Source organism: Fictibacillus barbaricus, from assembly GCF_031457135.1.
In the GTDB taxonomy this organism is placed as follows: Bacteria; Bacillota; Bacilli; order Bacillales; family Fictibacillaceae; genus Fictibacillus; species Fictibacillus barbaricus_A.
In genome coordinates this window covers 135,636-155,394 of record NZ_JAVDWA010000005.1, presented here as the reverse complement: position 1 = coordinate 155,394, position 19,759 = coordinate 135,636, and the positions used below count along the sequence as shown (strand labels likewise).

The 19,759-nt window shown below is 38.3% G+C and carries 17 protein-coding genes; 4 read left to right on the top strand and 13 right to left on the bottom strand.

The genetic code is table 11. The features are described 5' to 3' along the window. Positions 1–17: 17 nt before the first annotated feature. From J2X07_RS14725 to J2X07_RS14705, 5 genes are all read right to left on the bottom strand, one after another. Positions 18–1,904 (bottom strand): acyltransferase family protein, encoded by a 1,887-nt coding sequence (locus J2X07_RS14725; protein WP_310260252.1) that lies wholly within the window; start codon positions 1,902–1,904, stop codon positions 18–20. Between the two features lie 522 nt (positions 1,905–2,426). Next, positions 2,427–3,344 (bottom strand): ribokinase, encoded by a 918-nt coding sequence (gene rbsK, locus J2X07_RS14720; RefSeq protein ID WP_310260250.1) that lies wholly within the window; start codon positions 3,342–3,344, stop codon positions 2,427–2,429. Positions 3,345–3,356: 12 nt separating this feature from the next. Continuing rightward, positions 3,357–4,370 (bottom strand): aldose 1-epimerase family protein, encoded by a 1,014-nt coding sequence (locus tag J2X07_RS14715; RefSeq protein WP_310260247.1) that lies wholly within the window; start codon positions 4,368–4,370, stop codon positions 3,357–3,359. Positions 4,371–4,832: 462 nt separating this feature from the next. Next, positions 4,833–6,176 carry an L-fucose:H+ symporter permease gene (gene fucP / locus J2X07_RS14710; protein ID WP_310260244.1) on the bottom strand — a complete coding sequence of 448 codons (1,344 nt, stop codon included), beginning with the start codon at positions 6,174–6,176 and terminating at the stop codon, positions 4,833–4,835. A 150-nt stretch (positions 6,177–6,326) separates the two neighbouring features. Further along, the gene (locus J2X07_RS14705) at positions 6,327–7,337 is read right to left on the bottom strand and encodes a LacI family DNA-binding transcriptional regulator (protein ID WP_310260240.1); all 1,011 of its coding nucleotides are present in this window, start codon (positions 7,335–7,337) and stop codon (positions 6,327–6,329) included. A gap of 361 nt (positions 7,338–7,698) precedes the next feature. On the opposite strand from J2X07_RS14705, the gene J2X07_RS14700 reads away from it, so the two are divergent. Further along, positions 7,699–8,346, top strand: coding sequence for a glycosyltransferase (locus J2X07_RS14700; protein WP_310260237.1), 648 nt, complete (start codon positions 7,699–7,701; stop codon positions 8,344–8,346). 305 nt (positions 8,347–8,651) lie between these two features. Here the strand turns inward: J2X07_RS14700 and J2X07_RS14695 are convergent, their stop codons facing one another. From J2X07_RS14695 to J2X07_RS14680, 4 genes are read right to left on the bottom strand one after another with little or no spacing between them, the layout of a single operon-like run. Continuing rightward, positions 8,652–9,017, bottom strand: a complete 366-nt coding sequence (locus J2X07_RS14695; protein ID WP_310260235.1) for a DUF6479 family protein — start codon at positions 9,015–9,017, stop codon at positions 8,652–8,654. Positions 9,018–9,028: 11 nt separating this feature from the next. Beyond that, positions 9,029–9,556 carry an NAD(P)H-dependent oxidoreductase gene (locus J2X07_RS14690; RefSeq protein WP_310260232.1) on the bottom strand — a complete coding sequence of 176 codons (528 nt, stop codon included), beginning with the start codon at positions 9,554–9,556 and terminating at the stop codon, positions 9,029–9,031. A gap of 34 nt (positions 9,557–9,590) precedes the next feature. Further along, positions 9,591–11,207 carry a DHA2 family efflux MFS transporter permease subunit gene (locus J2X07_RS14685; RefSeq protein WP_310260230.1) on the bottom strand — a complete coding sequence of 539 codons (1,617 nt, stop codon included), beginning with the start codon at positions 11,205–11,207 and terminating at the stop codon, positions 9,591–9,593. Between the two features lie 44 nt (positions 11,208–11,251). Further along, positions 11,252–11,887, bottom strand: coding sequence for an HlyD family efflux transporter periplasmic adaptor subunit (locus tag J2X07_RS14680; protein WP_310260227.1), 636 nt, complete (start codon positions 11,885–11,887; stop codon positions 11,252–11,254). Positions 11,888–12,109: 222 nt separating this feature from the next. Here J2X07_RS14680 and J2X07_RS14675 point away from each other — a divergent pair, with 222 nt between their 5' ends. The 3 genes from J2X07_RS14675 (at position 12,110) to J2X07_RS14665 (ending at position 15,019) form a co-directional block, all read left to right on the top strand. Next, complete coding sequence (locus J2X07_RS14675; RefSeq protein WP_310260223.1) at positions 12,110–12,556, top strand: MarR family winged helix-turn-helix transcriptional regulator; 447 nt, start codon at positions 12,110–12,112, stop codon at positions 12,554–12,556. A 500-nt stretch (positions 12,557–13,056) separates the two neighbouring features. Next, positions 13,057–13,791 carry a C39 family peptidase gene (locus J2X07_RS14670; RefSeq protein ID WP_310260504.1) on the top strand — a complete coding sequence of 245 codons (735 nt, stop codon included), beginning with the start codon at positions 13,057–13,059 and terminating at the stop codon, positions 13,789–13,791. 55 nt (positions 13,792–13,846) lie between these two features. Further along, complete coding sequence (locus J2X07_RS14665) at positions 13,847–15,019, top strand: hypothetical protein (RefSeq protein ID WP_310260221.1); 1,173 nt, start codon at positions 13,847–13,849, stop codon at positions 15,017–15,019. A 203-nt stretch (positions 15,020–15,222) separates the two neighbouring features. Here the strand turns inward: J2X07_RS14665 and J2X07_RS14660 are convergent, their stop codons facing one another. The 4 genes from J2X07_RS14660 to J2X07_RS14645 form a co-directional block, all read right to left on the bottom strand. Further along, positions 15,223–16,497: a helix-turn-helix transcriptional regulator gene (locus J2X07_RS14660; RefSeq protein ID WP_310260219.1), complete on the bottom strand. Its 1,275-nt coding sequence runs from the start codon at positions 16,495–16,497 to the stop codon at positions 15,223–15,225. Between the two features lie 331 nt (positions 16,498–16,828). Continuing rightward, complete coding sequence (locus J2X07_RS14655) at positions 16,829–18,097, bottom strand: S-adenosylmethionine decarboxylase related protein (protein WP_310260217.1); 1,269 nt, start codon at positions 18,095–18,097, stop codon at positions 16,829–16,831. Between the two features lie 143 nt (positions 18,098–18,240). Then, on the bottom strand, positions 18,241–18,441 hold the full coding sequence (locus tag J2X07_RS14650; protein WP_310260213.1) for a DUF4025 domain-containing protein: 201 nt from the start codon (positions 18,439–18,441) through the stop codon (positions 18,241–18,243). Positions 18,442–18,518: 77 nt separating this feature from the next. After that, positions 18,519–19,673: a GNAT family N-acetyltransferase gene (locus J2X07_RS14645; RefSeq protein ID WP_310260210.1), complete on the bottom strand. Its 1,155-nt coding sequence runs from the start codon at positions 19,671–19,673 to the stop codon at positions 18,519–18,521. Positions 19,674–19,759 lie beyond the last annotated feature (86 nt).

The following is a 19,759-nucleotide window of genomic DNA, read 5'->3' as shown; positions in this document are numbered from 1 at the left end:
TTTAAAAGGGGCTAATGTTATTTCATCGCTTTATTAATAAGGTTTGTAAGGGCATCTTTTCCTCTTGAACCTAAATGGACCCCGTCAGATCCGAAGTATTCTGGATGCTTAATGGATTCACTATGCCAGTCGACGAGCGTTATATTGTCTTTTTCTTTTGCTTTTTCAAGCAATAGCGCATTCACTTTGCTTTCCCAAGATCTTGGAACCCGTGTGTTTACTAAATAAATATCAGCTTTTGAAAAAGTGTTCAGGAGCGTATTCAATTGATCTTCCGTAAAGTATCCATTCGTTCCAAGCTCAATAATAACTGCTTTGTTCGGCTGATTAAACTTAGCGTATTCAGGTGCGATTTGTAAGGCCTCTGAAAGCTGTCTGCCGACTTTTCCATCGATGGTTATCTTAGAGTGGGTATTCTGTAGTCTCGTTGCAATATCGAGCATTACAGAGTCTCCGATCGCCAGCACTTCCGTGTAGGTCTTAGCAGGTGCTGGGGGATCAGGTTTTACTTCATTTTCAGAAACAATTTTATCCTGCTCTGATTTGTTCTGGGCGTCATGCTCTTTAATTTGATCAATGATTTTGTCATCATCATTATCCTTTGAAGGGGATGGAGCATGGTCCGAGTCTTTATTTTGACCGGATTCTTGGGAACTGCTGATTTTTAAGTGAGTAGGCTGTGTACTAGCCGCCTCGCTTTGGTTTTTCCCATGGACTACCCCGGTGATACCGCCAATGAAAAGAATGAGAGCAGGCAGTGATACGACCATTGCTGGAAGGCTGTTTATATGATTAATAGAAAAGTATTTTTGGTAAAATCCTTTAAAGCCATGTTTACGAATAGGAGTTTCGATAAAACGATAAGAAACGTCTGCAAGAATAAACGTTATAGCTAATTGCAGACCGACCCGCCAATATACAGGATTCCCAATCTCTTGAATCGGTGTACTTAATACGATTACGGGATAATGCCATAAATAGATTCCGTACGATCGTGTACCGATCCAATTAAGGGGCTGCTTACCTAAAAGTGATCCTAAATAGCTGCTCGGGTGACATATACAAGCAATCAGTACGGCAGCATTTAAACAAAATAGCAGCATGCCTCCTTTATAGATAAAGGGTTGGAACTCATCGAAAAAATATACAGAATAAATAAAAATAGCAAAAGAGAATATGCTGAGACCATTTAAAAAACTTTTCGTACTCAAAGGAAGCTCTTTCGTTGATAGTCTTTTCATCGGCCATAGGAGAGCAAGCCAGCATCCTGTCATAAGTTCAAATGATCGTGTATCTGTACCGTAATAAACACGGCTAGGGTCTGCCCCCGGGTGATACAAGGTGCTCATGAGCCAAGCAGAACCCAGCATACCCACGAAGACGAATATAGAAAAACGGCCTCTTCGTTTAAAAAGACGAAGCCCTGTGATGAGAACGATCGGCCATATAATATAAAACTGTTCTTCAATGGCTAAGGACCATAAATTTTTAATCGGTGATGGTGATCCAAAACTATCAAAATAGGAAACATCATGAAAGATATACCACCAATTTGTCGTATAAAAAAAGGCTGAGATCGCATCACCCCGTACAGTGTTCAGGAGCTCACGGTTAAAAAGAACAACCCAGATGACTGTGGCGATGATCATGACAAAGGAAGCGGGTAATAACCGGCGTATACGTCCCATCCAGAATTCTCGCGGATCTAGTGTGATTTCATTCCCTTTTAACGGGAGAATGATCGACGTTATCAAATAGCCGGATAATACAAAAAAGAAGTCCACACCAAGAAATCCACCTGAAGCCCAGCTGAAATTAAAGTGGTATGCAATTACTGAGAGCACAGCGAATGCCCGCAGTCCATCTAATCCAGGTATGTAACGAAAACCTGACTTTCCTGACATAAAAATTCCTCCAATAGTCTATGCGATTCCCGGTTAGTAAAATGTTCTATTTTAGGAATAAACTTTTTACTTTCTCTTATATACCTATTCACTATAAAGAACTAGATTCTATGCAAGCAAGGAGAAAATAAAAATTTATTAAAAAAGTAATTTTAGTTCCAAATTTCGGTATAATGTTCCATCTATAGTAGTCGTTGCAACCCCCACTTTTGTCACACATTTTTACACTTTAAAAAGAAATGATTCCTCTGGCCTATAAGAGAGGCAATACGATAATATGCTTTTGAAAGTAGTTGATTTCCGTTTCAGGTTGCTCGCTTTCCGCGGGGCAGGTGGTGAGCCACATCCGTACGTTTCACTATTAAGTGTCTCACCTGCCAGCCTGTCCCGCAGGAGTCTCACACCTTCCACTCCACTCAACTGTCAAAGAAGACAATAACATAACATTAAAAAGCAACAATTTATTAGAAAACAACCTAAAAAAGACCGAATTGGATTTTCGGTCTTAATGCGTAATGAAAGTTATTTTTCTTTAGTAAAGGATTCAGTTTGTTCCAAGGTTGGGTATGAGGTTTGTGTACCGCGTTTCGTTACACTAAGTGCAGCGAAAGCAGTAGCCATTTTCATTGCTTGAAGCACATCGCCGTCTTGAACGAAGTAATGAGAGAAACAGCCGATAAAGGCATCTCCTGCTCCAGTCGTATCAATCGCATCGACATTGTGTGACGAAACTGTTTGGATATGATCTTTTGTTACCCACATCACGCCGCGGCTTCCCATCGTGACGATTACGTTTTTAACCCCTTTTTCAACAAGAGTTAAGGCGGCAGTCTGAATTTGCTCTTCGTTTTCAACAGGCATTTCTGTTAATGTTTCCAATTCACTTTCGTTCGGGATAAAGAAATCACATTTGCAAACATACTCAAAATCCAGTTCTTTTGAAGCGGGAGCCGGATTCAGAATGACTGGAATGCCATTTTCGTTGCCAAATTCAATGGCACGATAGATTGTTGGAAGTGGAATCTCCAGCTGCAGTACAATCAATGAACATTTTTTCAGTTTTTCTGCTGCCCGGTCTACATCATCTGGAGAAAGGTGTTTGTTTGCTCCTTTTATAATCAATATGCGGTTTCTAGATTCGGGATCAACAAAGATTGGTGCGACTCCGCTTGAAGTCCCAGGTACTTTGTTCGTGAACTCTGTATCAATTCCGAAGTTTTTTAAGTTTTGGATGGTGTTATCCGCGAATAAATCGTCGCCGACTTTTGTGACCATCATTACTTTCGAGCCTAGTTTCGCAGCTGCTACGGCCTGGTTGGCCCCTTTGCCGCCACAGCCGATTTCGAAGTCAGGTGCCTCTAATGTTTCACCTTCTTTTGGCATCTTATCAATATAAGAAATGAGATCTACCATATTCGATCCAATAATTGCGATATCCATCTTACTTCCTCCTTATTTCTTACCCGTTACGACTGTAAATGATCTTTTTTCGCTTGGTTTTAATGTAATGAGTGTATCTGCTTTTTGAGCCGCTAAAAAGCCTTCCGGGCGGCACGTTGCCGGCAGCACAAATGCGGCAACCTGTTGATCGGGATTGTGCAGAATCCATCTCGTTGCGTAATTTAATTCAGCAGTTGAGAAGCGTGTGAAAAAGGCAGTTCCATCGGGTGATGTGATTTCAAATTCGGCTTGCTCGCCATATTGATTGAGCTTATCCGCAAAGAAAACAATCTCAGGGTCATACATTTCAGGCTGATCCAAATTTTTTAGAGCAGCTGAACCGTTTTGAAGGGAGGCGTTGTAAGCCAGCCATTTTTCCGTCGGCTTCACATGTTCTGGAATCGATTCCCTAAGAGTGAAAGCATCAGCAGGTATATTTTGTTTGAATTCACCTTTATCTAAATAAGCATAGTTTGTATGACACATATATTGCAGCGGCATATCGGTTGCAGCACGATTTTCTACTTCCATCTTTATTTCAATAGATGTTTCTTTTGCAAACATCTTTACGCTTGGATTTGCCGTGTAATGGTGTCCGAAACCCATGACATATTCAGTAGAACCACATACTTTCAAATGGTCATTAGAAACCTCTATCCAGGCATGATCCATATCCGCACAAGGCATTTCACCATGAAGTGGATGGTCATCTTCAGGTGAGGGGCAGCCGTTGCGAATTAAGCCTGCATGAAACGCGAAACAACCGTACGTACCTATTATATCATCTGCCTTCTTAGGCTCTTTGAACATGTTTTTCATTTTGAGATCTATTGAATCGAATTCAAGGTCCCAGATCATTTGGCCATAATAGGGGAGAACAGTCATCTTTCCGCGTGTATTTAAGAGTTCAATCGCTTCAATTCCAGATGAATATTTGAACAAGCTGACAGTAAATTCGTCATTGCTGAAGATTACGTTTTTGGTTTCTTTGAAAAAATCACGCTGTAACTGTATTGTTCCTGTCATATGAAGCATCCTTTCTTTAAGAGCAAAAGGGCAGTGCGATGGATGTTGATCATGGACTGCCCAATTGTTCTTTAGCATCGAAATCTTTGTAGCCTTTGAATGATGTTAATTTCCTCTTCAGTGGCTCGCTTTCCGCAGGGTGTGCGGTTAGCTCCCTCATCGCTTTGCGATATTGAGAGGTCTCACCTGTCTAGCTATAGCGGTTAGCCCCTCTAGGTCAAAAGTTTAATGGTCCTGAAGGCAAAAAGCGCCTTCTTAGCCCATTTCCTTTTGCTTGTCGGGGCTGATCAAACCGGCTTCCGCTTTTCGGACTGTCCCACTCAGCCTGCAGGACAAGGAAAGCATCGGCAGCGTTACATCGCACGAAGAAAATGTGATTTTTATTTTCGAGGAGTCTCGCCCCTCCGTTCCAATTAATTTTCATTGAAGAACTTCTTGAAAATCTCTTAATGACACATCCTTTTATTGCGCTTTTAATTTCGCTGTTTCTGGAACGGTTTTATTTACACTATGCTGACTTTTCATTTCGTTATAAAAGTAGTAAGCAATGTAGATGAAACATGCTGCAGGAACGATGAACGCTGTCTGCAATGAACCGAGCATGTCAGAAACGACACCGTGTATAGCAGGAACAACTGCTCCGCCAATGATAGCCATTACAAGAATGGCTCCTGCCATCTCTGTATATTTTTTGTCTTTGATGACTTCGAGTGTTTCTGCATAAATCGTCGGCCAGCAAGGTCCCATCAATACGCTGACGGCTATAGCACCATATACTGCAGTCATATTTGGTACAAAGGAAACGTAGAACAATAACAATGCCCCGATAATTGAATAAATGAATAATACTTTAGATGGTGAAAAACGGGTCATCAGGAAATTGGCTATAAATTTTCCGCAGAAATAGGCGATAAAGCTGTAAATCATGAAGTTCGATGCATTACGTTCATTAAGTGTTGAATCCAAGTTCAGTGCAAGTCGAATCGTAAAGGACCAAACGGTTACTTGTAATCCAACATATAAGAACTGAGCGATAATTCCTTTTCGGTAACGTTTATTAGAACCAAGATGTTTCAGCGTTTCTTTAATACTTGGTGATTTATCCTGCTCACCTGAGCTATTAAGCGGTTTACATGCAGGGAACTTTGTAATGATAAATAAAATAAGAACTGCGATAAGTACAAAAATCATGTACTTATAAGGCTGTAGCGTATGCTGCAGCATCTCTAGTCCGAAAGCTTTTGCTTCTGCAGGTGACATGTTCGCCATACGTGCTTCTAAGTTAGCACCTTTTTGGAAAACCAGGTATTTCCCTAAAAGAATTCCTGAAATGGCTCCAATCGGGTGAAATGTTTGGCTAATATTCAATCGTAGGATCGAATATTTACGCGGTCCGATCATGGAACTATACGTATTTGCTGCGGTCTCCAAAAATCCTAAGCCGATTGCAATCGAAAATAGTGCGAACAAAAACATCGTATACGTTGCAATGTGTGATGCTGGGAAAAACAAAGCACAGCCTGCGATATAAAATAATAATCCAATAATAATGCCTAATTTATAGGTTGTCTTTTTGATGATGATGGAAGCGGGTATCGCAATGAGAAAATATCCGCCATAGAACGCACTTTGGACTAAGGCGCTGGCAAAATCACTGAGTTCAAATACATGTTTGAATTGTGTGATGAGGATATCATTTAAGCTTGCTGCTGCTGCCCATAATGGAAATAATAAGGATAGTAGTATGAACTGGAAAATAGGAGTTTTGTTCAAATATCCATCAGGCAATTGAGTCAGGTTTTTCATGGTAGACATCTCCTTTTCTTTTCGCTAAAGCGCTTTCAAAATTATTTTAAGTGGGCAGAAGATTGCATTCACGCACACTATAAATCCGAGTTGATTTCTGAATATTTAAAAATGTAAACGTTTAGAAAAAATAACAGTAACTTGCAGGCGTTAATTTAGCCTGCAGGATTCTCTAATCTTTAATTCAGGTGAAAGCATGTATTCTCGTCTAGGGACGCTTTCTTTAAAGGAAATCCGCTCATGCAGCAGCTGGAAGGCTAATTCTCCAAGTGTATTCATCGGTCTTGCCACGACAGTCAGTTTTGGGTTCATAAATGTAGCAATATCAATATCATCAAAACCAATAAATGAAACTTCTTTGCCCAGGATCCAATTACAATCCTGCAGTGCTTTTAAAGAACCGATTGACATTAAGTTGTTTGATGAGAAGATAGCTGTCGGCTGCTCATCCAATGAATAAAGTTCTTTTGTCCCTTTATAACCGCTTTGTTCCTGAAAATCACCGTGAATGACGTATTGTTCATTAAAAGGGATATTATAATCTTCTAGAGCTTTTTTATATCCGATTAATCTCTTGAAAGCAGGAGTTGTGTTTAAGGGACCGCATATAATGCCAATTCTTTTATGGCCTTGAAGAATTAAATGCTGAATCGCTTGATAGGTGCCTTTTTCATTGTCAACTATGACTGTATCCACATTTAAGTTTTGAATGCTCCTGTCAACCGCTACAATTGGAATCCCCTGGTTTTGAAGGACCTTCAGGTGGTCACTGTCTTCATTGGCTGTCGTAATGATCACTCCATCCACACCGCGTTCTATGAAGTTTTTAACGATTTCCTCTTCAATGGCTTGAGACTCACTCGTGCTGCTTAGTATTGTAAAATAACCTTTTTCACGGGCTTTTTGTTCAATACCTGCCATAACGATAGGAAAGAAGGGGTTCTTAATATCCGGAACAATAACACCAACCGTCTTTGTTTCTTTTTTCTTCATCGTCCTGGCTGCTGCGCTTCTAATATATCCAAGTTCATCAATCGCTTTTAGGATTCTATCTTCTGTTTTCTTTCTGACGCCTCCCTGGTTGTTAATGACTCTTGAAACGGTAGCAATGGAAACGTTGGCCAGTTTTGCTACAGCTTGAATATTCGGTTTTGATTCCATGGTCATTTCCCCTAAATGTAAACGTTTAGATTTTATCTAAGCATTAATTGCAAAATGAGAAGTTAGTTTATATTTGTGTTTTGAAATTAATGTAAACGTTTAGATTTTTATTGCTTGGGACTAAGTTAACATCGTTTCAAGCTGATTGCAAGCCCTTTTTGTATACGCTTTCAAAAACGAGCATTATTCTCGAAAGCTCAGTTCTCAAGGGTAGGTGTTACTGGTGAAGATAATTCATTCTCTCCATCAACAGCGTCTAATAGCAACAAAACTTACGAAAACAGCTTTCAAAAAAAGAATGAAATGTACCGAAATATCCAAACTACTTAAGAATGCAAAAAAATATTAAAGGAGTAAGACAATGAAAAATAAAATGATTTGCATGCTGATGATTTTCACGATCAGCTTTCCTCTTCTTTTAACGCCGGTTCAGGCAGAAACCCAGCAAAGGGCACAAGGGCAATGCTTCGGTCAGAATGCAATCGATTTATATTCTGAACAAAGAAGAGAATGGAAGAACCATGTTTTTTGGACAAAAAGTTATGTAGTGAGTGCGTTAGGGGATTTGAAGGATAAGGATGCTACCTTAAAACGACTGCTGCAAAATCAAGTAGACCTCGGTAATACAATCAAACCTTTTTATGGTGAAGCTGCAGGTAATCAACTATCAAAGCTTCTTACCGAGCATATTGTAATTGCCGGGAAATTAGTGGATGCCTTGAAAAAAGGTGACCAAGCAAGTGCTCAAAAACTGAATGCAGATTGGTATAGAAACGCTGATGATATCGCAAAATTCATGAGCAAAATTAATCCAAACTGGAAAGAGAAGAAGATGAAAGATTTGCTTTATATGCATTTGAAGCTTTTAACAGACCAAGTAGCGGCAAGGCTTAAAGGTGATTGGGAAGGCGAAATCAAAGCATTTGATGCAGGAGAAAAGCACATCCTTGTTTTAGCTGACACGATTACGAATGGAATCATGAAGCAGTTCCCGAGACAGTTTAGATAAGGAGAAAAATGACCTGAAAGCATGTTGAAAAACATATCTTTTGGGTCATTTTTATTTTCACATTTAAAAATATGTTCAAAATCCGAACTTGGAAATCTCCTTGTTATTAATGATACGGGCGGGAAAATAAAAAATGTGAGCGGAAATAGTAAATGTACGGGCGGGAAATGAAAAAACGCAGGAGGAAAATAAAAAAACACGGGCACAACCTGCCTCTTCCTTATGACTCGATCAATTGAGTGCAATAAAAAAGCTGACTCGTTCAGTGTCAAAATCCACTTACAAGCCAGCTTCATTTACATATATCAGTTATCGCGTTTTTCTTTCATTGATTTCAAAGCGTTTCGGTAATCGTTGTCTTTCATGGATTGTGTTTTTGGGCTTTCTTCTTTTTTAATGGGCTTGGCTGATTTTAGCCGTTTCAATGCATTTCGGTATTCTTGGTCATCCATTTTGTTTGGATCTTTCTCTGATGCTTTTTCTTGGACCGGCGCAGCTTCTTCTTTAAGTGAAGCTTCTTCTACCGGTTCTGCCGAAACTGAAACGTGAGACTCAATCTCTTCGTCAGCAGGCTTGTTTCCTCTGCTTTTAGAAGCAAGAGCCCTCGTATTAATGACAATCAAGACTGCAATGATAATCACGGCGACTACCAAAAGTAATATGCCGATCATTTATCCATCACCTACCGTTCTGTAAATTGCTGTGCAACCTTCGCTACACGCTCTCCCAATGCGCGGCCAAGCGCTTGGTCGTCCTCGGTAATGAATTCATTCCCTTCGATTGGACAAGTTATGCCAACGCCATAGTAGGATCCGTACAGCGCGTTTTCAGGGACATTGCCTGGAAGTCCTGCAATGATCATACCTTGATGAAGCATTGGCGTTATCAGATTTAGAAGAGTAGCTTCCAAGCCGCCATGTGTTGTGGCAGTTGTACAGAATACAGCGCCTACTTTGTTGATCAGTTTTCCTTCAGCCCAAAGATAGCCAAGCTTGTCGATCCAGCTTTTTAATCCTGAGCTGATCGTTCCAAAATGTCCGGGGCATCCCCAGATTATCGCATCCATATCTGGAAGTGTATAGACATCTGCCTCATCCACATGCTGGAGATAGACTTCAGCACCGCTCACGTTTTGCGCTCCGGCTGCGATGGATTCGGCAAGTGCTTTTGTATGGCCGCCTTCGCTATCGTAGACAATACATATTTTCATGAAACATTCCTCCGAATCTTAAAAGAGTAGCGTGCTAGGATACATTTTTAGGCGACGGCAGCAGAAGAACTTCATCTTTCTGCGCGGGTGCAGCCGCTTTTACTTTGTCTTTTCTCACATCTCGAAGAAAGAGGCTTAAAACAAGACCAATTGCAGAAATAACAGTCGCCCAGATAAAGGCATCATTTATCCCATATACTGCAGACTGCTGGTTGGCTTTTCCGAACAGAAACTTAATCGCTTGCTGCTGAGCCAATGATTGTGGAAGATGCAAGGTCATCGCAATTTTTTGAACAAATTCATTAAACGAAGTCATAAAGAACGGATCAGCGGTATTCATGGACGAAGACATTTCATTCATATGAAAAGTAGTCCGGTTTGTAAAGATCGTCGTAATCAAACTGATACCGATCGAACCTGAGACTTGTCTTAGTGTGTTGGACATAGACGTACCATGGCTGCTCATATGTTTCGGAAGCTGGTTTAATCCTGCTGTCATGATTGGCATCATTAAGAAAGACATGCCAAACATACGGAACATATAAATAATTACAATGAACGAAAATGGCGTTTCCATTGTCAGTCTAGTAAATAAATAAGTCGTCACCGTCGTTAGCGCCATACCGAAGATCGCCAGTGGACGTGGTCCAACTTTATCAAAAAGTATCCCTGAAACTGGTGACATGATTAGCATGATGATTGCACCTGGCAGCAATAACAGCCCTGAATCTAATGGAGAATATCCACGGAGTGACTGCAGGTAGATAGGAAGTAAAAACATACCTGAAAATAAACTGATGGTTAAAACTACGTTAATGATTGCAGATAAGGAAAAGATCCCATAATTAAAAATCCGCATATCTAGAAGCGGTTTTTCAATACGAAGCTGTCTTATAGTAAATATGATGAGCAGGAGCGCACCTGTAATCATTGTTGATAATACGATAAGATCATCCCAGCCATCGTTACCGGCTTCACTGAATCCATAAAGAAGGAGCGACATTCCGGCAAGGGAGGTAAATACGGATAGCCCATCTACCTTAACCTTCTTAGGAGGCTGAATATCTTTCAGGCTGAAAAAAGCAAAAATTAATACGATTGCGCCAAGTGGAACCATCCCTGTAAAGAGTAGATGCCAGTCATAATTTTGGACGACCCACCCGGAAAGAGTTGGACCTACCGCTGGTGCAAACATCATGGCAAGACCGAAAATCCCCATTCCCTTACCTCTGATTTCTGGAGGGAATATAAAGATAATAATCGTCATGACAAGTGGTGCCAGTACTCCTCCGCCAATGGCTTGGATCAAACGTCCAATTAGCATTACTGGGAACCCTGCTGCTATTCCGCAGATCAATGAACCGAGCGTAAAGCAGAACATAGCAAACAAAAAGAGACGGCGGACCGCGAAACGTTCAATTAAAAAAGGTGACAACGGAATCAGTGCTCCATTGACCAGCATATAACCTGTCAATAACCATTGAGCAGTACTTGCTGAAACGCCGAATTCCGTTATTAAGTGCGGAATCGCCACATTCAATAGCGTCTGGTTCAATATGGCTAAGAACAATCCAATCATCAGTATGACTAATAAAGGGATATACCGTGTTATATCATGTGAATCTTGCGGCTTTTGAAATTCGTTAGTCATTTTAGTCTTCCTCCTTTCTCGGAAGTAAAGGTTCTAAACGATGATTAGTTTTTAGAAATTTTTACTTCTGCATTCATTCCTGGCAATACTTTATCTGTTACGTTTGTAATGGATATTTTTACTGGAACCGTTTGGGTTACCTTTGTATAGTTCGCGTCATCGTTAGACTTAGGCATTAAAGAGAATAATGAGTTTGTAGCTTGCCCGATTTTTTCTACATTTCCATCAAGTGTGGTTTTATCGTCGCCATCTACTGTGATGTCGACTGAGTCGCCTTCGTTAATATCTTTTAACTCGTCCTCTTTTATGTTGGCAATAACATAAAGAGCATCCATGTTTACTTCACTTGCAAGTGTTTGACCGGCTTGAACCATTTGGTCTGTGTTTGCTTGTTTTTTAATAATGGTTCCATCTGCAGGAGATACGATCTCAGCTGTTTTTTCGCCGGCAATTGTACCGATTTGATCTGATTTCTTCACTGTCTTTCCTTCTTCAATGTTAAAATCCGATAACTTTCCGTTCGCTGGAGCAGTGATGTTGTAAAGATCACCTGTTACTTTTGCGTTATCAGTCGATACATAGTTATTGTTTTGTATATAGTAATAAGTTCCTCCTGCGACAAGAGCAAGTACTACGATAAATGCGATGATGTTGGTCATGATTAATTTGCCTCTAGACATTTAGTTGTCCTCCTTAATTATTAATAATGTTAACTGTAGGGTTCAACAACAGTTAAAGTATGGCACCTTTGAGAAAGTTTTGCTTTTTTTGAAAGATACTTTATGATAAAGGTATTATACAAGAGAATACATTAACACAAACTAGTTGTATAGCACAATAAAAAAGATAGGATTTCCGACTATTATTTTTAATGGTAAAAAATCGTTTTAAGGAGATTTTGGATGGACAGTGATTTACAAACTCAAATCAAGCTGCTTGATCATATTAAAGATACGCTTTTTCGATTAAATCGATCATTTATTGCAAAGCAAATTAAAACTTTTTCCTATAATTTAACACCCACCAAGTATTCGGTTTTGAAGCTGCTATTTAAAAATGAAAAATGCATGGTTGTAGATATTTCAAATGCAATGTGTATGACTTCTGGTGCTACAACTACACTTTTAAATCAGCTGGAGGAAGACGGTTTAATATGTCGTTTCCGTGATGAAAAGGATCGAAGAGTAGTCTGGATCAAATTGTCGGAGGAGGGCGATTCCCTGATCTCGGTGATTGTTGAAAAAAACAATCAATTCTGGGAAGAGATGCTTTCCACTCTGACAAAAGAAGAACAGAATGAATACATTCGGTTGCTTAAAAAAATTGAAGCAGGAATTAAGATCGATTAGGCAAAAAAGTTTTTCTATATTCAAACGTTCTGCAAATCGCTTACAAAGAAATAATTCGATTCAAACGAACCTGCTATCAGCTTATTTTTCACAACTGCCGGATTTAACTCATACTCATTCAAATTCACAAGGGAAGCATGGGGACTGTTCTCTCGCTTCTTTTTTCAATTATATGCTGGAATTGCATTTTTCCTGTGTTGGTAATTTAGTTTTGAGCCCCTTTTCCTATAGAAGATCAAATGAATTTACTAATCTTTATGTTTGAGCAAATCTATATCATTGTCTTATCCCTCTTCATAATCTACACCATAGTCTTTCGTTTAAATCATATATAACATGATTGTTTTCTCTTTCCTTTATGAAAATATGAAAAAAAATCCTCTTTAATCAGGGTTTTATACCCCTTAATATCCCAATATTACCAATTTACAATAAGTGGTAAACTATTCATGAAAGAAGCATTTTTAAAATATATGTTAGGAGGAAAGTCATTGAAGAAAATGAGTTTATCTTTACTAGTAGCAGGTGCTGTTTTTTTATCCAGCAACGGTTTGTCTGCACATGCAGAAGGGACAGGGGACAACCCTATTTTTACAAAAGACATTAAAACCCCTTCACAAATTGTGGCTGAAAAGGAAAAAGAGAAGGCATTAAAAGAATGGAAAGAGAAAACGAAAAAGGAAAAAGGTGTAGATGCAGGGAACTATGTTATACCGGGTGGTACATACAGAGCATTATCAGTTCCATCATTTGAACAAGAAACGAGTTATTGGTGTGGACCAGCAACTACAAAACAAGTGTTGCATTATTTAAACGGTTCTTCCAGCTCACAATCAACGATTGCTTCAGGTTTAGGAACAACGACTGATGGTACCGACTTCTCAAGAATAGATGATTATTTAAATACGAAGCAATCTAAAAATAATTACTTATATTCCAGTGGTAATACTTATGATGGTTGGTCAACAAAAACTGATTATGGTCTAGCACATGGATATCCAGTTTTACTTGATTTAGAAATATACCCATCTTATATGCCTAAATATACAACCCATATCGCAGGACACATTTTAAATGTATCTGGTGAAGATTCAAGGTTTAGCCCAGTTCAAATGCGTTTAACCGATCCTTATGATCAAGGAAATCGTGGAGTAACGCTAGGTAATGTATGGCACCCGCATAAAGGTGTATACGATGCAAATATGGATCATTTTAGACAAGCGATTCTTTGGTAGAATGATTAGGCCCGTCTTTCATTAGGCGGGCTTAAGTAATAGAGGAGACTACTTCATGAAATCTTTTAAATACCTATTTTTCTTATTACTTTTGCTCCTAGTGTGTACAGCATGTACAGAACCCGAATCTCAAAAAAAGATAGAGAATAAACCAGTTAAGAGTACCCAACCCGCGAAAGTTGTTACGAAGCCAACAGTAGTAAAGGTATCAATGAAAGAAATTAAAAAAGTGAACGAATGGCACGACAACACCATACAGAAAACCGAATATAACATGAGCCAGGGAACATGTAAGGAAGATGGGTTAATTGCTCCGGCTTATGTGGATGAGGATAGAATAATCTATTTATCTTATGGACAGGAAGAGGACCATATTAACGAATTTTCGAGGGATACTCAGAATTGTAAGGTTATCTATCAATCAAAAGGAATTGGAAATATTACAGGGATTAATGGAAAGCTTTTTTGGTCCGAATATAATACCAAACAGATATCTAATGTGGATTGGAAAATTAAGAGTTTAAATCTTTCAAATAATAAAGTTGTTGAAATATCATCAGGTGGAAGCTACAAAGATACACCAACCCCCACTATTAAGAATGGAGTCGATTCGGTTAACTGGATCGAATACGACATCCAAAAAAATATAGTTGTTTCAAAATTGGTACAGTATGATGTTATCACAGAATCCAAGTCTATTGTTTCTGAGGTTTCCCTTGATGAAAGTGATTCAAGACAAGGTGAATATTTCATTCAGCAGCAAGGTGCAGAGACAAAAGCAAAAATGTTAGTCTATCAGACCTTCTTCAAAAAAGGTGAAAAAAGCTTTAATATTAGTATCCAGGAAAAAGGTAAGCTAACCAAAACATTACTCGCGGAAAATAGGGTATTAGACTTTAACAGTAATGAAAAATACTTTACATACACAGGAGAAGGCCAGTTAACTGCTTTTCCTATCGATGATCCTAATAATAAGCAAATTTTTAAAACAGGAAACAAACTTACTACAGATACGCCAATCTTTATTAACGCCGATACGTTGGTATTTAGATATGCAATGAACGAATTATTTATTGTGAATCTCGATCAACAGATAAGCTATTCCATAACGAATTATTCAGATTTAATTTCAAAGCCTATATATAACAACGGCTTTCTTTCATACGGCATGAAAACGGGAGAAGAAGGAAATGAGAAGGTTTCTTTTTTTGTAGTGAAAATTAATTAGAACCCATTACGTTTCAAAAGAAATCGTTTAATCAGTTTTATATAAATATAAAAGGGCCCTCATTAAGGGCCTTTATTATTAAGCTTTGACTATAGGTGAAGGGGGGTCTTCTCGATCGTTTCCTTCTATAGACCCACTTGGTACACTTAGACTAATAGAAAGAATAAGTGCTAAGAGAAGGCCAAGTTTTAATAATTTCTTCATTATAAGTCCTCCGTTTGTGAAATTTTTTGTAACGCCATTATGGTTAGGTGAAAATATTCATTGGCAGCTTTATATTTTGCTTTTTTTTCGTAATAACTGCCCACAATTCGAGCTAATTCAGAAAGGTGTACCCATTTCTTTTTGCTTTCAAAGTAGGGGATTACTACATCAGTTAAGTATTCAATGGTTTTTTCGTGGTCCAATCCTAGGTGAAAAACATAATAGTAAAAGCGGTAATGATATTTGTATTCCAATAAGGAATCATCGTTATCCACAAGTTCTAACCCTTTTTCTACCATTTTTAAACCGTCATAAGAATTACCTTGTTTATAATATTCTTCGATAAGCGTAAAGATTGTAGCCACTTGCTGAACTGGTGCTTGTTCTTTCTTATAAAATAAACTTTTTTGATAGAGTTCGATAGCAGCTACAGAATTGTCTTTCTTGGATTCTATGTATCCTAGATTTTGATAGACAATGCCTAGTAAATGGTTGTCATTGAAAGCATCTGCAACACTTTCTGCTAATTCTAAATGTTTAATGGCTTCACTATAGCTTTCAATTCGTTGGTAGATGATGCCTAATAAAATTCTGCAATCGGCACATCTATTGAATTCATATAATTCTTCAAAGGTTTTGAGTGCTGTCCTCGTATAGTCTAAACTGATCATATTTTTCCATAAGCGGCTGGAAACTAAGCCAAGCAAATAATAAATATACCCTTTTTCCCATTGTGAAACTTGTATCTCGAACATTTTGTTTTCTACTTTTTTTAAATAGGTATAAGAGTCGTTATAATTTTTATTTGTATAGTTATACACCCCCTTTACCAAGTGAAAGTACAATAAGTTTTTATTCTTAATTACTTCTTGTATGCTTGTGAGATCATCAATATTTTGCTTCACAATTTCAGGTTGAATATTGCTGACTAAGTGAAACATCGTTTCCATGCTTTTGTAATAGATTTGAAGTTCAACATCAATTGTTGCTTCGTTTGATAGTTCCTTATAATGTTGTTTCGCTTTTTCGTGTTTTTTGGCAAACATAAAATAAAACCAGTCTTGAAGCTTTTGAGCCATATCCCCTTGAAATTGCTCATCGCCTAAATCTTTTCCAAGCCGGTTTAAAAGAAAAAGTACAATTTCATTTGATGCTTCTGCTTGTCCATTCTCGATTTTACTTAAATAAGAGATTGAGCAGATTCCTTCAGCAAGATCTTGCTGTGACATATTTTGAGTTTTTCTGAAGTATCTAATCTTTTCACCGGGTTTCATTTTTTCACACTCCAAAAGCACTATATAATACCAATTATACACAAATAAGTTAGAATATTCTTTATTTCGACAAAATGAAATTAGGAAAATTTTCATGGTTTTTGTAATGAAAAATAAGTGAATGTTTCCTGTTATGATATTTTGAAGCATGGGGCGATTCTAACCGTTTCGGTGCTTTGTAGTAACCCAAAATATATCCATGTCATTTTCGAAAATTCGATAATTCCCCATATATCACGTTATTTCCAATAATTCCGCGTTACTGTAAAATAAGCGGTTTCTAAAAAAATGACCGAAAAGATATTCGTCTTTTGGTCATCTAGGCATGGCGTTATTTTTGTATTCTATTTAATCTTTGGTGAAGCAAGCCATCAGAGGCTTCATTTTTGCCGGTAACAAAGTCTTTCATATGGTAGGACAAATAGTCACCGTACTTGCTGTTTGTCTTTAGTAACAGTTCGTCCACATAATGAGCTCCAGATGGTAAAGAATCTAACAAGAGGCTTGCAATTCCTCCGAATAAACCGCAGGCTACCTGAAAATAAGTGGCATTTGTCTGGAATTTCGAATAAATCTCATTCGTATTCATGACGTTATAAATATATTCTTCATGATCATCATACACGAGAAGAACGCCAACAAGATCTTCTCCCTCTATTTCTCCAAGGCTTGGATCGATTAATTGATGATTCCAGTCCCAAAGGTCGTCCACTTGATGAAGGTTGTCCCTAATGATCTGAGTCGTATGTTCGTTTACACGATAAAGGAATCCTATCTCCATATCGTACAATTTTCCGAGTGAAAGAACTTCCTCATGAGGCATTAAGCAGCCTTTGAACTCTTTATTTCCGAGCTTAACGGTATACTCAGTTTGATAGACTTGCTCATACAAATATAAAGGGATATGGTGTGAGACATACATGGGGTAGCTTAAAATCGCTTCATCTAGAAAACACTCTACAGACCATGCTGTACAAAGGGTTTTCGAATCAACCATTTTTTGATCTTTGAAGAATGAAGTATCGTGCTCAACGATATAACAAGCGATGGGAGGTTTCGAAGATTGATGAATCAGTTTGTGGGCCATCCATTGAACGACTCCTGGGTTCATTCCAGACCCTACAATCGCTGTTGTGTTAGTGAATTTCTCTTTATTCGATTCAAAACTGATAATCCGTTCTGCTAAAGGAAACCCATATAGGGTCTCGTCTTCATCCACACCTCTATTTTCCAAAGCTGTGTTTATATAAGAAACACCTAACTCGTTGCAGCACGATAGCATTTCAACGGTATCCGCCCATGAAACATCAATAACGAGATTTGTTTTAGTAGCAGTTAAATGTTCTCGAAATAAGTCCAAATTATTTAGATCAAATTCATGAAAAATCAGCTGATTAATAAGATTAGGATATAAATCTTTAAAATAAACAAGAGGTTTTTGTTTTAAATCAATTAAGTGAATATTAGATAACCTTATCAAATTATAGATAGGGTCATTTTTATCTTGAACAGACTGGTTTAACAGAGCTAATATTGCTTTTGCAACTCCTCCTCCACTGCCAAGTAAAGTAATTACAGGGGGGGTCTTTAATTGTGTCATCCCGACATCCTTTCTAAAGGGAATACTATAGTTTATGAAGCTTTGCCGCGTGTGGTTTGGAGTGTTGTCGGGGGACGAACACACATTTATATACAAAAAAAGAACCTGCTCATTGTAAGAGCAGGTTTTTGACTAATTATTTTCTATTCCTTTTTATCATCTTTCTTTTTTTGCTTCTCTTTATCATCTAATGTACCTTGATTAAACGTATCATTAATCTGTTCGTGAACGGTTTCTAAGTCTTTTTGCGTACCCGAATCCTTTTTCTTATTAGGTTCGTAGTTGTTTTCCGCTACTTTTTCCGACTTTTCCGTTTTTGTGTCTTTCTCTTTTTGTTTATCCATTTTTAGACCTCCTAGTGATATACCTATTTAAATGATGGTCTATACTAGAATTCCCTTTAGTTGCGTACCTAAACATTTTAAAAGAAATCAATAAATGCTGTTGGCTGATTTGTAATGATTTTTTTAAGGGTCTCTACTTTTTCAAAACGCCCCTTAATCTTGCCGCATTCGAACAAAAATGCAGGGTTTTGTGCTCCAAGTAAAACAGCTGTAAGTGTTTGGATGTCGAGTTGAAGATCACCGCTGCACGATGCTTGGTCAAAAGAAATACCTTCAGGACTCACTGTTATCGTTCCGTTGTTCCATTCAGCTTTTTCATCTTTTACGGTTAGGGTGAGAGAATCACTTGTTTCTTTTAAAGGATATTGTTTCAAAAATTCTTCAACATCTACAATGCGGGCCATAAAATACGGATAGGTTTCTTGCTGGATTCTTGGATTGTTTAGTAAGTAGGGAAGCTGATCAGATGAAGGTGCGACAATTTTTACTTTGTCGACCATGGAATCATGCTGAGCAATAAAGTTCCAAAGGCCACGTCTTGCCTCTTCTGTTACATAAACAAACTCTTGAACGTCCAATAGTTTTTCAGCCGCTTTACAGCATAAATATCCCGTTGGTTCACCATGTTCATCACAATATAAAATCCGGTTATACCCTTCCGTAAAGACGTGATTGTCCCACCAATAGTCAGGGCGGATCAGCAAGTGGTTATATTTCTTAAACCATTGTTCATAAACGGAATTCAGTTGGGCGTTTCCATCTTCTTTACTTAATCGAATTACTTTTCCAAGAGCATCTGAATAACGAAACAGATCATTCTTCTCAAGGGTGTACTTGTTAACGGATGCAGTAAGCTCCCATCCGAACCTGCGATAAAATTCAATATTAAAAGGATGAAGCAGACTGATGGTTTGTCCGTTTTCTTTCATGGTTTGTAAGGCATGCTTTAATAAACGTGTGACAGATCCTTTTCTGCGATGTTCAGGCCAAGTAGCAACTCCTGCAATACCGCCCATGGAGAAACGCTGTTCTTCTACATTCGTCTCCAATGAAAGAATGTGCAGTTTGGCAATGAGCTCGCCATCTTCTTCAAACTCTCCCCATATCTCGTGCCGCTTAAGCATCTTATACCGCTTTGGCAAGTCCTCTTGTTTCACTTTATATTGAAAAGCATACTCTGAAAGCTTTATGGCAAGGTCAAACTCATTTTCTGCAAGTTTTCTGATGATCAATGTGGACACCCTCCCTTTATGCCTTTATTTTACAGGTAAAGGTTAAAAAGAGGGAAGTACTATGTATGAATTTTTCTCATGAATTG